Source organism: Cognatilysobacter xinjiangensis, from assembly GCF_014651995.1.
Taxonomy (GTDB): domain Bacteria; phylum Pseudomonadota; class Gammaproteobacteria; order Xanthomonadales; family Xanthomonadaceae; genus Cognatilysobacter; species Cognatilysobacter xinjiangensis.
Genome location: NZ_BMXY01000001.1, coordinates 964,238 through 978,105, shown reverse-complemented (window position 1 = coordinate 978,105; position 13,868 = coordinate 964,238). Strand labels below are relative to the sequence as shown.

The following is a 13,868-nucleotide window of genomic DNA, read 5'->3' as shown; positions in this document are numbered from 1 at the left end:
CGGCCGTTCAGGCAGGTGGACGGGCGAGGGCGGAGGCCGGCAGGGAGCCGAAGGCCGAGGTCCAGGAACCCTCGAGTCCCGGCTGGTCGACGAGGCGGGACACCGCAGCCAGAAACTCGCCGCGGGGCCATGCTTCCGCGCCCAGCGAGAGCAGGTGGGGGTTGCCGACCTGGGCGTCGATCAGCGGCCAACCCCAGTCGTGCAGACGTGTAGCCAGGCCCGCCAGGGCGACCTTCGAGCCGTCGGGCACCAGGCTGAACATGCTTTCGCCGAAGAAGGCGCGGCCGATCGCGACGCCGTAGATGCCACCAACGAGCCGCTCGCCGTCCCAGGCCTCGACCGAGTGCGCATGGCCGAGGCGGTGCAGGCGTACGTAGGCGTCCTGCATCTCCCCGGTGATCCAGGTGCCGTGCTGGCCCCGGCGGCGCACCGCGGCGCAGTGCGCGATCACCGTTTCGAAAGCGGTGTCGGCCCGGACCGTCCACATGGAGGTTCGCAGGCTGCGGCGGAAGCGTCTCGAGGTGGCGACCCGGTCCGTGCGGAAGACCACACGGGGGTCCGGCGACCACCACAGCGGCGGCTCGCCGTCGGAGAACCAGGGGAAGATGCCGGCGCGGTAGGCCGCGAGCAGGCGCAGGGGCTGGAGGTCGCCCCCGGCCGCGAGCAGGCCGTCGGGTTCGCGCAGCGCGGTCGACGGGTCCGGAAATGGCGCATCCGGTCGATCGTCGAGCCACGGCAGCCGCAGCGGACTCACGCCGGGGTTTCGCGGAACGGCGTGCTGTTGCGAAGACCCGCTGCGTAGCCGGCGATCGCCTCGCGCTCCTCTGCGCACCAGTCCCCTAGCGCCTCGCGGAAGGCAGCCTCGGCGATCCAGTGCCGGCTTCGGACGAGAGTCGGCAGGAAGCCGCGCGCGAGCTTGTGCTCGCCCTGCGCGCCCGGCTCGAAGCGGCGCAGGCCTTCGCGGAGGCAGTAATCGATGCCCTGGTAGTAGCAGGTCTCGAAATGCAGGCCGCGGTGCTGTTCGGTGCTGCCCCAATAGCGCCCGTAGAGCGTGTCGCCGCCGCGAAGGCAGAGCGCGCCCGCGATGGGCGCGCCGTCGCGCTCGGCCAGCACGATCACCAGCGAGCGCGGCATCGTCGTGGCGAGGTGGCGCAGGAATTCGACCGTCAGCGCGGGCCGGTTGCCGTACTCGGCGAACGTCTGCAGGTAGAAGCCATGCATCGCGCGCAGGTCGTCGTCGCTGGCCTCGTCGCCGTGGACGATGCGGCAGGCGATGCCGGCGCGCGCGACCTTCGCGCGCTCCTGGCGGATGTTCTTGCGGTGCTTGTGGTCCATCGCGCCGAGGAAGGCGTCGAAATCGGTCCAGCCGGCGTCGTTGCGCCAGTGGTACTGGACGTCGACACGCGATAGCCACGCCTCGTTGAACGCGGCGTCTTCGGCCTCGGTGTGGAAATTGACGTGGACGGACGAGTAGCCGGCGTCCTGCCGGCGCAGCACGTCGAGCAGGGCGCGACGCGACGCGTCGTCGCGCGCGAGCAGCCGCGGACCGGTGACGGGTGAGTAGGGCACCGCGCAGAGCAGCTTCGGGAAGTAGTCGAGCCCATAGCGCGCGTAGGCGTGGGCCCAGGCGTGATCGAAGACGAACTCGCCGTGGGAGTTGGTCTTGACGTAGCAGGGGGCGGCGGCGACCAGCGCATCGCCGTGCCAGAGCGTGAGGTGGCGCGGCGTCCAGCCCATGCGCGGCTGGACGCAGCCGGTGGCCTCAAGCCCGGACAGGAACGCGTGGCGGACGAATGGATTCGCCTCGCCGGCGAGTGCATCCCAGGCGGCGGCATCGACCTCGTCGAGCCGCCCGAGCCAGCGGGCGCGCAGCGTCATCGCGGCGCGCCTCCGGCCTCAGCCGCCCTTGTCGAGCCAGCGCTCGGCATCGAGGGCGGCCATGCAGCCCGAACCCGCCGAGGTGATCGCCTGGCGGTAGTGCTGGTCGGCGACGTCGCCGGCGGCGAACACACCCGCGACCGACGTGGCCGTCGCATTGCCCTCGATGCCCGACTGCACGGTGATGTAGCCGTTCGACATCGCCAGCTGGCCCTCGAACAGCGCGGTGTTCGGCGTATGGCCGATGGCGACGAAGAAGCCGTGAACGGGGATCTCGCGAATGGAGTCGTCCTGCACCGAGCGCACGCGCAGGCCGGTCACGCCCGCCTCGTTGCCGACCACCTCGTCGACCACGTGGTGCCACACCGGCTCGATCTTGCCGGCCTGGATCTTCGCGAACAGCTTGTCCTGCATGATCTTCTCGGCGCGCAGCGTGTCGCGGCGATGCACCAGGTAGACCTTGCGGGCGATGTTCGAGAGATAGAGCGCTTCCTCGACCGCCGTGTTGCCGCCGCCGACCACGGCAACGTCCTGGTCCTTGTAGAAGAAGCCGTCGCAGGTGGCGCAGGCGGAGACGCCGCGGCCCTTGTAGGCCTCCTCGGACGGCAGGCCGAGATACTTGGCGGTGGCGCCGGTCGCGATGATCAGCGCATCGCAGGTGTACTCGCCGCTGTCGCCGACCAGCCGGAACGGGCGGGCCGAGAGGTCGGCCGTGTGGATGTGGTCGAAGATGACCTCGGTATTGAAGCGCTCGGCATGTGCCTGCATGCGGGCCATGAGGTCCGGGCCCATCAGGCCGTGCGGGTCGCCCGGCCAGTTGTCGACCTCGGTCGTGGTCATCAGCTGGCCGCCCATCTGCAGGCCGGTGACGACGACGGGCTTGAGGTTCGCACGGGCCGCGTAGACGGCGGCGGACCAGCCGGCAGGACCGGAACCGAGGATGAGCAGCCGCGAATGCTTCGAAAGGGTCATGGATATAATGGCGCGCTATGTGATGCGTGCATTCCGGCATATGGAACGAAGCCCTTCGAGGCGCATCATTCCGCCGCCGTAACGGCACGACAGGAAGCGCCATAGCTTGGCGGTCGCATGACGGCAGCACAAGGCGCGGTGTGCAACACCGCGGCCCATCCCACGCAGTTCGCGCCTTCGCCGCCGCCCGCGGCTGCGGGCGTCACGGAGACAGCAATGCGCATCGGTGTACCGAAGGAAACCAAGACCCTCGAAGGGCGCGTCGCGCTCGTCCCGGCCGCCGCGGGCGACCTCGTCAAGCGTGGCCACGAGGTGTGGCTGGAGCAGGGCGCCGGCCTGAAGAGCGGTTTCAAGGACGAGGAATACACCCGCCTCGGCGTCAACATCGCGCCGGACGCCGCCGCCCTTTACGAGAAGGGCGAGATGATCGTGAAGGTGAAGGAGCCAATCGCCGGCGACCTGCAGCACCTGCGCAAGGATCACCTGTTGTTCTGCTACCTCCACCTCGCGGCCGAGCCGGTGCTGACGAAGCAGTTGCTCGACATCGGCCTGACCGGCGTTGCGTTCGAGACCGTCGAGCTGCCCAACGGCGACCTGCCCCTGCTGGCGCCGATGTCGGTCATCGCCGGCAAGATCGGCGTGCAGGTGGGCACGCACCTGCTGCACCAGCCCATGGGCGGCAAGGGCAAGCTGCTTGGCGGCCTGTCGGCCACCGAGCGGGGCAAGGTCGTGGTGTTCGGTGCGGGCCGTGCGGGCGGCGCCTCCGCGGCGCTCGCGGCGGCCGGCGGCGCGAACGTCACCGTCTTCGAAATGCGCGAAGACCGAATGGACGAGATGATGCGCCTGGGCAACAACGTCACCGCACTGTACCCCTACCATGACGTGGTGGCGCGCGAAGTCGCCTCGGCCGACCTCGTGATCGGCGCGGTGCTGGTCACCGGCGCCAAGGCACCTCACGTGATGACGCGCGAAATGCTCGCGGGCATGGAGCCGGGCTCGGTGGTCGTCGACATCGCGATCGACCAGGGCGGCTGCTTCGAGACCTCGCGCCCGACCACGTGGAAGGAGCCGACCTACGTGGAGGAGGGCGTGACCCACTTCTGCGTGACCAACATGCCGGGCGCCGTGCCGCAGACCTCGTCGCAGGCGATCTGCGCGGCGATCCTGCCGTGGGTCAACAAGCTGGCGGGCGGCGACTGGTGCGGCAACGAGGCGCTCGTGCGCGGCATCAACGTCGAGGGCGGCCGCATCGTCCATCCGGCGCTGCAGGGCATGCCGCTCTGACCGACTGAGACGGCGATCGGCAAAATCCGCGGTACCGGTCGCGCCCGTGCGACCCGAGGAGACCGGCGCCGGCCGTATGCGGCGCCGGTTTTCACGTATATTCAACGACTAAGACGCACCAGCTGAGGCGAACTCTCACGTGGCGCAGGCACCCGCCGCAACCCGCAAGAAGGCCGCGAGCGCGGCCCGCAGTTCCTCGCCGCGACCGGCGCCTTCGCCGGGTCGGCAGCGCATGGCGCGCGACATCGCGCTGATCTTCATCGCGCCCGCGCTGCTGTACCTCGTCGCGACGCTCTTCACCTATTCGCCGCAGGACCCGGGCTGGACCAGCTCCGGCGCCGTGACCGCACCCGTGCAGAACCTCGGCGGCGCGGTCGGTGCGATGGTCGCGGACATCCTGTTCAACCTGTTCGGGTACACGGCCTACCTGCTGCCGGTGATCCTCGGCTCGATCGTCTGGATCGCGATGTTCCAGAAGGAGGCCGAGGGCGATAAGGGCGACCTCACGCCCGCACTGCGCCTGACCGGCCTGGTCGCGTTCCTTATCGCCATGACCGGCCTGCTGCACCTGCGCCTGGGGGGCAGCGAGGACCTGACGCGCGCCGGCGGCATCCTCGGCAAGCTGGTCGGCCGCTCGCTGGGCCGCGGCTTCGGCCAGCTCGGCGGCAACCTGTTCCTTCTGGCGCTGCTGCTCACCTCGGTGACTCTGGCGACCGGTCTGTCCTGGCTCGCGGTCATGGATCGCCTCGGCGGCATGCTGATGACCGCCGGGCCCCTCGTCTCCGGCCTGTTCCGCCGCGGTGCCCGCGAGGTCGAGCAGCGCCGCGAGGTGCAGGTGCTCCGCGAGGAGCGCGAGAAGGTGCGCAAGGTCGAGACCGAGAAGCGCGAGAAGCGCGAGCCGGTCAGGATCGAGCCGCCGCCGGCGCCGGTGGTCGAAAAGAGCGAGCGCGCCAAGCGCGAGCAGCAGATCCCGCTGTTCCATGTGCCCGACGGCACAGGTATCCCGCCGCTGGCGCTGCTCGATGACCCCAAGCCTCAGCCCAAGGGCTACGACACCGACACGCTCGAGACGCTGTCCCGTCAGATCGAGTTCAAGCTCAAGGACTTCCGGATCGACGCGAACGTTGTCGGGGCCTATCCGGGCCCGGTCATCACGCGCTTCGAGATCGAGCCCGCGCCGGGCATCAAGGTCAGCCAGATTTCAAGTCTCGACAAGGACATAGCGCGCGGACTTTCAGTAAAGTCTGTGCGCGTGGTGGATGTGATCCCGGGCAAGTCGGTGATCGGGCTGGAAATCCCGAACGTGAACCGGGAGATGATCTATCTGTCCGAGCTCCTGCGGTCGAAGGAGTACGACAAGTCCGCGAGCCCGCTGACGCTGGCGCTGGGCAAGGACATCGCGGGCCGCCCCACGGTCGCCGACCTCGCTCGCATGCCGCACCTACTCGTGGCCGGTACCACGGGCTCGGGCAAGTCGGTCGCAGTCAACGCGATGGTGCTGTCGCTGCTCTACAAGGCCTCCGCCAAGGACGTGCGGATGCTGATGATCGACCCGAAGATGCTGGAGCTCAGCGTCTACCAGGGCATCCCGCACCTGCTCGCGCCGGTCGTCACCGACATGAAGGAGGCCGCGAACGGCCTGCGCTGGTGCGTGGCCGAGATGGAGCGCCGCTACAAGCTGATGTCGGCCGTAGGCGTGCGCAACCTGTCGGGCTTCAACAAGAAGGTGACGGACGCAATCAACGCGGGCCAGCCGCTGATGGACCCGCTGTTCCGGCCGAACGCCGAGGCCGGCGAGGTGCCGCGCGAGCTCGAGCCGCTGCCGTACATCGTCGTCTTCATCGACGAGTTCGCCGACATGATGATGATCGTCGGCAAGAAGGTGGAGGAGTTGATCGCCCGGCTCGCGCAGAAGGCGCGCGCGGCGGGCATCCACCTGATCCTGGCGACCCAGCGCCCCTCGGTCGACGTGATCACCGGCCTGATCAAGGCCAACATCCCGACGCGCATCGCGTTCCAGGTGTCCTCCAAGATCGACTCGCGCACGATTCTCGACCAGTCCGGTGCGGAAACGCTGCTCGGCCACGGTGACATGCTCTACATGCCGCCCGGCACGTCGATGCCCGAGCGCGTGCACGGCGCGTTCGTCAGCGACGAGGAAGTGCATCGCGTCGTGGAGCACCTCAAGCAGATCGGCGGCGGCCCCGATTACATCGAGGGCGTGCTCGAGGAAGTGCAGACCATGGGCGACGGCGTGGTCGTCGGCCCGACCGGCCTGCCGGAGTCGAGCGGCGGTGGCGGGGACGAGTCGGACCCGCTTTACGACGAGGCGGTACGGATCGTCACCGAGAGCCGTCGCGCGTCGATCTCGGGCGTCCAGCGCCGACTCAAGATCGGCTACAACCGCGCCGCGCGCCTGATCGAGGCGATGGAGGCCGCGGGCGTGGTCAGCCCGCCGGAACACAACGGCGACCGCAGCGTACTGGCGCCGCCGCCGCCGAAACACTGATCCCGGCGCCGCGCTGAAGGGCGTGGCGCTGTCCGGGCGATACTCGCGCCCTGTTCATGGAAGGCCGCCCACACTCGCGGCTGACCTTTATCTGGAGATCGCCATGCGTTCGATGACGACCTTCGTCGCGGCCGGCCTGATGCTGTTCGCCGGCGCCGCTTCGGCCGGGGCCCGCGACCAGCTCGACAGTTTCACCAAGGGCCTCAAGACCCTGGACGGCCGCTTCACCCAGCAGGTGTTCGACGCCAAGGGCAAGCTCAAGGAGTCGAGCAGCGGCCGCGTGGCGCTGTCCGCACCGCGCCAGTTCCGCTGGGAGTACGCCAAGCCGTATCCGCAGCAGATCGTGGCCGACGGGAAGACCGTCTGGATCTACGAGCCGGACCTGCAGCAGGTCACCAAGCGTGCGCAGGGCGCCGAGGAACGCAGCAGCCCGCTGACCGCGCTCATCGACCCGTCCAAGCTCGACGCACAGTTCGCCGTGCAGGAGTCCGGGACCTCCAATGGCCTCGAGTGGGTCACGCTGACGCCGAAGGGCGACGCGTCGTCTGCCGGCTTCCGCACCGCCAAGCTCGGCTTCGGGCCGCAGGGGCTGTCGCGGATGCAGGTAGTCGACCAGCTCGGCCAGCGCACCGACATCTCGTTTTCGGCTTGGAAGCGCAATGGCGCGATGCCCGCGGCGACGTTCCGCTTCACGCCACCCAAGGGCGTGGACGTGATCGGCGGCTGAGCCGAATAGACATCGGCAGTGGAAGGGGCGGGCGACCGCCCCTTCGTCGTTTCCCGCCTCGCCGACTGCAGCCTTAACCGTTAGGCGAATCAGGGACTTAACGGCGCGGGATATCACGAGCCCTGCACGTTCACGCCTCGACAGTGGTCTTCACATGCCACGTCTGCGTCGCAGGACCGCTCCAATGCCTCTCCGCACCGCTCTCCTCACCGTCGGTACGTTTTCCGCCCTGGCCGCGACCTCGCTCGTGGCGGGCAATCGCACGCCGCCGGCACCGCTCGTGGCCAAGCCTGTCCTGCCTGCAGCCGAGGCACGCCTGGAAGCACGCGAGCAGGTCGACGACGCCGTCGCCGCTGCGGTGATCGGCAGCATCTCGCGGCAGTTCGATGCCGGCGACGTGATGGTGCAGCTGGACCGTGTCGCGATCCTGCCGGCCAGCATCCAGGACCGGCAGGTCAGCGGTGACGGCCGCCTGCAGATCGGCGGTGACGGCGAGTGGATCCCGTTCCGCTTCGACGCGACGTTCGACACCGAGAGCGCCGAAGTCACCTATCCGCAACTGACGCTCGGCGGCGCCGAGGCGCAGTCCGTGGCGAAGGGCTCGACGCTCGCCGCGTCGCTCGATCGCCAGGTCGAGACCGCGTTGCGCAGCGAGTTCCAGAGCCAGCCGGTGCGCTGGACGTCGGGTGACGTGCAGGCCGCGCCGCTCGGCCGCTTCGTGCGCGTGCAGGGGCAGGGCATCGCCGACTTCGGCAGCGACGGCGCCACGCCGGCGCAGGTGCAGGGCCTCTACGACAGCGTGGCCAAGCGCTGGATCCGTGTGCACTATGAACTGGGGCCGACGGCCACCGACGCCGTCGCCACGCTGTGACGCACGGCTGGTAAGGTGCGGGCCCGCTCCCGCAGCTCGCCACCGTGGCACGTCGCGACACCCCGGCCCTCTTCGAAGACGATCCCGCGCTCAACGCGATGCGCCCGCTCGCCGAGCGCATGCGCCCACGCACGCTCGACGAGATGGTCGGCCAGAAGCGCCTGCTCGCGCCGAATTCCGCGCTGCGCCGCGCCGTCGAGGCCGGGCGCGTCCACTCGATGGTGCTGTGGGGGCCGCCGGGCTGCGGCAAGACCACGTTGGCACTGCTGCTGGCGCGCTACGCCGACGCCGAGTTCCGCGCGATTTCGGCTGTCCTCTCCGGCCTGCCGGACGTGCGACAGGTGCTCGCGGAAGCCGCCGAGCGCTTCGCCGGCGGTCGCCGCACGGTGCTCTTCGTCGACGAGGTCCACCGCTTCAACAAGGCGCAGCAGGATGCATTCCTGCCCGCGATCGAGCGCGGCACGATCGTGTTCGTGGGCGCGACCACCGAGAACCCATCGTTCGAGCTGAACTCCGCACTGCTGTCGCGCTGCCGCGTGCACGTGATGGAGGCGGTCGGGGTCGACGACCTTGTCGAAGCCCTGCAGCGTGCGCTCGACGACGCCGAACGCGGCCTTGGCGGGGAGCAACTGCGCATCGAAGCCGACTTGCTGCGCCAGATCGCGCAGGCCGCCGACGGCGACGTGCGGCGCGCGCTGACGCTGCTGGAAATCGCCGCCGAGCTCGCGGCGGGCGAGGGCGGCGCGATCGCCGAGGCCACGCTTGCGCAGGTGCTGGCCGACCGCACGCGCCGCTTCGACAAGGGCGGCGAGCAGTTCTACGACCAGATCTCCGCGTTGCACAAGTCGGTGCGCAGCTCCAATCCGGATGCCGCGATCTACTGGCTGGCCCGCATGCTCGACGGCGGCGCGGACCCGAACTACCTCGCACGCCGGATCACGCGCATGGCGGTGGAGGACATCGGCCTCGCCGACCCGCGCGCGCTCGACATGGCGATCGATGCGTGGGAGACCTTCGACCGGCTCGGCAGCCCTGAAGGCGAGCTGGCACTCGCGCAGGTCGTTATCTACCTCGCGACGACCGCGAAATCCAACGCCGGCTACGTCGCCTGGGGCGAAGCGCGCGGCGACGTACGCAAGTACGGCACCCAGGACGTGCCCATGCACTTCCGCAACGCGCCGACCAAGCTGATGAAGTCGCTGGGCTATTCGAAGGGCTACCAGTACGACCACGACGCCGCGGGCGGCATCGCGCTCGACCAGACGGGCTTTCCGGACGCCATGGGCGAGCGCGTCTACTACCGGCCGGTCGAGCGGGGGCTCGAAATCAAGCTTGGCGAGAAGCTCGCGCGGCTGCGCGAGATGCGGGCGCACGCACGCGGCGAAGCGCCGCCGGACGATCAGACGCCGTAGTAGTCCCGATACCAGCCCACGAACTTCGCCACGCCTTCCTCCACGGGCGTCGACGGCGCGTAGCTGGTGTCGCGGCGCAGGGCTTCCACGTCCGCGTAGGTATCCGGTACGTCGCCCGGCTGCATCGGCAGCAGCCGCCGCTGGACGCGCCGTCCGAAGCATTCCTCCAGCACTTCGATATAGCGCAGCAACTCGACCGGCCGGTGGCTGCCGATGTTGTAGACGCGATAGGGCGCCGTCGACGTCGCGGGAGACGCGAGCAGCGCCGGATCGTCCTGCGCGGTGGGCGGGCGATCGAGCGTGCGTACGACGCCTTCGACGATGTCGTCGATGTAGGTGAAGTCGCGGCTGTGCCGGCCATGGTTGAACACGTCGATCGGCTCGCCCGCGGCGATGCGCTTGGCGAACAGGAACGGTGACATGTCCGGGCGGCCCCACGGGCCGTAGACGGTGAAGAACCGCAGGCCCGTCGTCGGCAGCGCATACAGATGGCTGTACGTATGCGCCATCAGCTCGTTCGCCTTCTTCGTCGCGGCGTACAGGCTGACCGGGTGGTCGACGGGATGCTCGACCGAGAACGGCAGCTCGCGGTTGGCGCCGTAGACCGAACTCGACGACGCGTACACGAGGTGCTCGACGGCGCTGGCGCGGCAGGCTTCGAGCACGTTGATGAAACCGACGAGATTGCTGTCGACGTAGGCGCGCGGGTTCTCCAGCGAATAGCGCACGCCCGCCTGCGCGGCCAGGTTCACCACGCGCTGGGGGCGGAAATCTGCGAACGCGCGGTCGAGCGCATCGCGGTCTTCCAGCCGCGCGTGCACGAAGCGGAAGCCGTCGGCCGGCACCAGCTTTTCGAGCCGGTCGCGCTTGAGCTGCGGGTCGTAATACGGATTCAGATCGTCGTAGCCGAGCACCTCGTCGCCGCGCTCGATCAGCCGGCGTGCGAGGTGCGCACCGATAAAGCCTGCTGCGCCGGTGACCAGTACGCGCATCTCAGAGCCTCCCGTCGACCGCGTCGCGGGGCAGGGCACCCTTGACGTCGTAGATCACCGCCCCCTCGCGCCCGTACGCGCGGAGGGCTTCGATGCCTGCATCGAGGAACTCGCGATGCGGCACCGCCAGCACTACCGCGTCGTATGCGCCCCGCTCCGGAGTCTCGAGCAGGTCCTGCGCGAATTCCCGATGCGCCTCGCGCGGATCCACGCGCGGGTCGTGCACGTCCACCTCGGCACCGAACGCGCGCATCTCCGCGATGATGTCCACCACGCGCGTGTTGCGCAGGTCGCCGCAGTTCTCCTTGAACGCCAGGCCCAGCACCAGGATCCGCGGATGCGCCGCGCCACGCGCCGCGGCGAGCTTCAGCACGCGGTGCGCGACGTGCACGCCCATGCCGTCGTTGATCCGCCGGCTCGCCGAGATCAGTTCCGCGTGATAGCCCACTTCCTGCGCCCTGTGCGCGAGGTAGTAAGGGTCGACGCCGATGCAATGCCCGCCGACGAGCCCCGGCCGGAACGGGAGGAAGTTCCACTTGGTGCCGGCGGCTTCGAGCACTTCGACGGTATCGATGCCTAGGCGGTCGAGGATCAGCGCGAGTTCGTTCATCAGCGCGATGTTGACGTCGCGCTGGATGTTCTCGACGACCTTCGCGGCCTCCGCGACGCGGATGCTGGACGCGCGATGCGTGCCCGCCGGCACGACCGAGCGGTACAGCGCGTCGACGAATTCCGCGGCCGCGTCGGACGACCCGGAGGTCACCTTCATGATGTCCGGTAGCCGCCGGCCGTGGTCGCCCGGGTTGATGCGCTCGGGGCTGTAGCCGACGTGGAAGTCCCGGCGGTACACGAGCCCGGACACGCGCTCGATAATCGGCACGCAACGCTCCTCGGTGGCGCCCGGGTACACGGTCGATTCGAAGATGACCACGCCGCCCCGACGCAGCGCGCGGCCGACGGTCGCGCTTGCGGCCTCCAGCGGCGAGAAATCCGGCCGCTTGGACGCATCGACCGGCGTGGGCACCGTCACGACAAACACCTCGCAGCCGCCCAGCGAAGACGGGTCGCATTCGAAGCGGAGGCCGGGCACCTGCAGCGACGTCGCGTCCATCTCGCCGGTGCGGTCGACGCCGCCGCGCAGTTCCGTGATGCGCTCGGGATCGATGTCGAAACCGAGCGTGTCGTAGCGCGCGCCGAAGGCTGCGGCGAGCGGCAGCCCGACGTAGCCGAGTCCGACGACAGCGAGGCGGAGCTGGTCCGGCGCGGGCAGGGGAGCGTCGTGCATGCGGGTATCCCGTGAGCGGCCGCCTATGATGCCGCGCCGCGGCGCGGGCGTCTCGGATTAATCGGACGTGGCGACGCGGTTCGCTCCGACGTCGCCGGCGGTGCGTACGCGCGATGCTGGGCTTCGAGGGAGGAGCCTGCGATGAATCGTTACCTTTCGATTGTCGTACTCGCCGCTGCCGTATTGGCCGCCGGGTCCGCATGCGCGCAGACGGTGCAGAAATGCGTGTCGCCCGGCGGACGCGCGCGCTACCAGAGCGCGCCCTGCGCGGCGCATGAGCGCGTGGCCGGCACATGGGATGCGGCGCCGGACCCGCCGCTCGAGCCCGCGCCCGCCGCACGTTCGCGACCGCTCGATCGGCCAAGGATCGCGAGGCCACGGTCGACGCGAGGCCCCGCCCGTACGGCGCGCCAGGTATCGCCACCCGACGCCTGCGCGCAGGCGCGCCGCGAGCGCGACGAAGGCGAACGTCGCGCGGGGCTCAAGCGCACGTACGCGTTGCTGTCCTCGCTGCAGGCGCGCGTGTTCGAGGCATGCCGATAGCCATCCGCCGCGCACCCCGGCGACGGCTGCCGCCGCATGCCGACTGCGGGCCGCGCGATCGCATGCCATTCGTCCCGGCTCCGGACACCGCCGGACAGGCCGGAGGATCGAAATCGAGGCTTTTTCCGACGAAAAACGGCGAAACCCTCTTGCAAGCCGGCCGTTCTCGCGCGATAACGCGCATTCCTTCCACCCGGAACCTGCAAACCATGGCGACGAAGAAAGCGAGCGGTGCCTCCAAGATCAAGCCTGTGACCGAGCCCCTGGGCAAGAGCGGCCTCGTCAACTACATCTCCGAGCGCACCGAACTCGCCCCGCGCGACATCCGCGCTGTGCTGGGCGCCCTCGAGGAAGCCGCCCACGGCTCGCTGCACAAGAAGGGCTGCGGCACGTTCACCTTCCCGGGCATGCTCAAGGTGACCAAGGTCGACGTCCCGGCCAAGCCGAAGCGCAAGGGCATCAACCCGTTCACGAAGGAAGAGCAGTGGTTCGCCGCCAAGCCGGCGTCCGTCAAGCTCAAGGCGCGCCCGCTGAAGAAGCTCAAGGACGCGGCGGTCTGATTCCGCTTCGAGCCGCCGGCCTTCGGGCCGGCGGTTTTTTTTCGCCCGCTCACCGGCAAACGCGCATGACGTCGAACGGATACACCGCCCTGAAGGATGCAGTGCTAGCGCTGTGCACCGACACCGGCCTCGTCGCTAGGCTCGAACATGCGCACATCGCACTGGCCCGCATCGACGCTGAAGCGGACCTGCCCGAATCACTGCGTTTCCGCTTCGAGGAACTGCTGGCCGATATCGCCTACGGCGCCGACGCAGTCGCCGATGCGCTGGTGCGCATGAGCGCGCCCGATCGCGAGCGCCTGGCATCGCGGGTGGTGGGACTGTTCGACGAAGCCCTAAGGCTGATGCCGACGGATGCCTGAGCGCGTGTCGGCAAGCGGCGCCTCGAGGTGGCAGCCCCGGGCGGGGAACGCGACACCTGCGAGCTGCCCCGGGCGGACGGTAAGCCGCTATCGCCACGGTACGGCCGGGGCGCACCGGACATCGGCGCGCCATTCGTCGTCGACAAATGAACGCCAAGCGGCCGACCATCAGACCGCGGGGCGCGGAGCGGGACTAAACTCTCAGGCCGCAGGGCCGATATTCGCCTCGACGAGATCGACGATCTCGCCCATCGTGGGGTTGCTTCCCAGCGCAACATCCTCGAGGGTGATGCCGAACTCCGCTTCCAGGCCGACCAGCAGCGTGGCCATCTCGAGTGATTCGATGCCGAGCTCGTCCTTGGTGGTCGCTTCGCTGATACGCGACTCGTCGACCTTGACCTCCTCGGCCACGAGCGATCGCACTACGCTGAAAATGTTTTCGCGTTCCATCTGAGGGGCCTCCGTCTCCGCGT

At 69.2% G+C, this 13,868-nt stretch carries 13 protein-coding genes; 7 read left to right on the top strand and 6 right to left on the bottom strand.

Features of this window, described 5'->3' with window-relative positions; genetic code table 11:
• Positions 1-7 precede the first annotated feature (7 nt).
• The 3 genes from aat to trxB are packed head-to-tail and all read right to left on the bottom strand — an operon-like array spanning position 8 to position 2,850.
• A complete protein-coding gene (gene aat / locus IE066_RS04605) occupies positions 8-754 on the bottom strand; it encodes a leucyl/phenylalanyl-tRNA--protein transferase (protein WP_425488894.1) in 747 nt (248 codons plus the stop codon).
• The gene (locus tag IE066_RS04600; RefSeq protein ID WP_189447238.1) at positions 751-1,878 is read right to left on the bottom strand and encodes a GNAT family N-acetyltransferase; all 1,128 of its coding nucleotides are present in this window, start codon (positions 1,876-1,878) and stop codon (positions 751-753) included. The genes aat and IE066_RS04600 overlap by 4 nt, the downstream gene beginning before the upstream one ends.
• Positions 1,879-1,896: 18 nt before the next feature.
• Complete coding sequence (gene trxB / locus IE066_RS04595; RefSeq protein ID WP_189447236.1) at positions 1,897-2,850, bottom strand: thioredoxin-disulfide reductase; 954 nt, start codon at positions 2,848-2,850, stop codon at positions 1,897-1,899.
• Positions 2,851-3,066: 216 nt separating this feature from the next.
• Here trxB and IE066_RS04590 point away from each other — a divergent pair, with 216 nt between their 5' ends.
• From IE066_RS04590 to IE066_RS04570, 5 genes are all read left to right on the top strand, one after another.
• Entirely contained in the window at positions 3,067-4,134 is a 1,068-nt protein-coding gene (locus IE066_RS04590; RefSeq protein ID WP_189447234.1) for an alanine dehydrogenase, read from the top strand.
• A 232-nt stretch (positions 4,135-4,366) separates the two neighbouring features.
• On the top strand, positions 4,367-6,643 hold the full coding sequence (locus IE066_RS04585) for a DNA translocase FtsK (RefSeq protein WP_189447232.1): 2,277 nt from the start codon (positions 4,367-4,369) through the stop codon (positions 6,641-6,643).
• Positions 6,644-6,746: 103 nt separating this feature from the next.
• On the top strand, positions 6,747-7,370 hold the full coding sequence (gene lolA / locus IE066_RS04580) for an outer membrane lipoprotein periplasmic chaperone LolA (RefSeq protein WP_189447230.1): 624 nt from the start codon (positions 6,747-6,749) through the stop codon (positions 7,368-7,370).
• A gap of 184 nt (positions 7,371-7,554) precedes the next feature.
• Positions 7,555-8,241 carry a hypothetical protein gene (locus IE066_RS04575; RefSeq protein WP_189447227.1) on the top strand — a complete coding sequence of 229 codons (687 nt, stop codon included), beginning with the start codon at positions 7,555-7,557 and terminating at the stop codon, positions 8,239-8,241.
• Positions 8,242-8,339: 98 nt separating this feature from the next.
• Positions 8,340-9,653 carry a replication-associated recombination protein A gene (locus IE066_RS04570; protein ID WP_189448819.1) on the top strand — a complete coding sequence of 438 codons (1,314 nt, stop codon included), beginning with the start codon at positions 8,340-8,342 and terminating at the stop codon, positions 9,651-9,653.
• Here the strand turns inward: IE066_RS04570 and IE066_RS04565 are convergent.
• Both IE066_RS04565 and IE066_RS04560 read right to left on the bottom strand, forming a co-directional pair.
• The gene (locus tag IE066_RS04565; protein WP_189447225.1) at positions 9,641-10,645 is read right to left on the bottom strand and encodes an NAD-dependent epimerase; all 1,005 of its coding nucleotides are present in this window, start codon (positions 10,643-10,645) and stop codon (positions 9,641-9,643) included. The two genes, IE066_RS04570 and IE066_RS04565, sit on opposite strands and share 13 nt — an antisense overlap.
• Before the next feature lies 1 nt (position 10,646).
• Positions 10,647-11,930 (bottom strand): nucleotide sugar dehydrogenase, encoded by a 1,284-nt coding sequence (locus tag IE066_RS04560; protein WP_308427422.1) that lies wholly within the window; start codon positions 11,928-11,930, stop codon positions 10,647-10,649.
• Between the two features lie 752 nt (positions 11,931-12,682).
• On the opposite strand from IE066_RS04560, the gene IE066_RS04555 reads away from it, so the two are divergent.
• Both IE066_RS04555 and IE066_RS04550 read left to right on the top strand, forming a co-directional pair.
• On the top strand, positions 12,683-13,033 hold the full coding sequence (locus IE066_RS04555) for an HU family DNA-binding protein (protein WP_189447223.1): 351 nt from the start codon (positions 12,683-12,685) through the stop codon (positions 13,031-13,033).
• 65 nt (positions 13,034-13,098) lie between these two features.
• Positions 13,099-13,395, top strand: a complete 297-nt coding sequence (locus tag IE066_RS04550) for a hypothetical protein (RefSeq protein ID WP_189447221.1) — start codon at positions 13,099-13,101, stop codon at positions 13,393-13,395.
• 201 nt (positions 13,396-13,596) lie between these two features.
• Here IE066_RS04550 and IE066_RS04545 read toward each other — a convergent pair whose 3' ends face one another.
• Positions 13,597-13,845: an acyl carrier protein gene (locus tag IE066_RS04545; protein WP_189447219.1), complete on the bottom strand. Its 249-nt coding sequence runs from the start codon at positions 13,843-13,845 to the stop codon at positions 13,597-13,599.
• Positions 13,846-13,868: the final 23 nt, after the last annotated feature.

Excerpts from the sequence above, each read along its gene's own strand:
- IE066_RS04565 (WP_189447225.1), bottom strand. The coding sequence starts at position 10,645 with ATGCGCGTACTGGTCACCGGCGCAGCAGGCTTTATCGGTGCGCACCTC.
- IE066_RS04590 (WP_189447234.1), top strand. The coding sequence starts at position 3,067 with ATGCGCATCGGTGTACCGAAGGAAACCAAGACCCTCGAAGGGCGCGTC.
- IE066_RS04570 (WP_189448819.1), top strand. The coding sequence starts at position 8,340 with ATGCGCCCGCTCGCCGAGCGCATGCGCCCACGCACGCTCGACGAGATG.
- IE066_RS04600 (WP_189447238.1), bottom strand. The coding sequence starts at position 1,878 with ATGACGCTGCGCGCCCGCTGGCTCGGGCGGCTCGACGAGGTCGATGCC.
- IE066_RS04545 (WP_189447219.1), bottom strand. The coding sequence starts at position 13,845 with ATGGAACGCGAAAACATTTTCAGCGTAGTGCGATCGCTCGTGGCCGAG.
- trxB (WP_189447236.1), bottom strand. The coding sequence starts at position 2,850 with ATGACCCTTTCGAAGCATTCGCGGCTGCTCATCCTCGGTTCCGGTCCT.
- IE066_RS04560 (WP_308427422.1), bottom strand. The coding sequence starts at position 11,930 with ATGCACGACGCTCCCCTGCCCGCGCCGGACCAGCTCCGCCTCGCTGTC.
- IE066_RS04555 (WP_189447223.1), top strand. The coding sequence starts at position 12,683 with ATGGCGACGAAGAAAGCGAGCGGTGCCTCCAAGATCAAGCCTGTGACC.
- IE066_RS04550 (WP_189447221.1), top strand. The coding sequence starts at position 13,099 with ATGACGTCGAACGGATACACCGCCCTGAAGGATGCAGTGCTAGCGCTG.
- IE066_RS04585 (WP_189447232.1), top strand. The coding sequence starts at position 4,367 with ATGGCGCGCGACATCGCGCTGATCTTCATCGCGCCCGCGCTGCTGTAC.
- lolA (WP_189447230.1), top strand. The coding sequence starts at position 6,747 with ATGCGTTCGATGACGACCTTCGTCGCGGCCGGCCTGATGCTGTTCGCC.
- IE066_RS04575 (WP_189447227.1), top strand. The coding sequence starts at position 7,555 with ATGCCTCTCCGCACCGCTCTCCTCACCGTCGGTACGTTTTCCGCCCTG.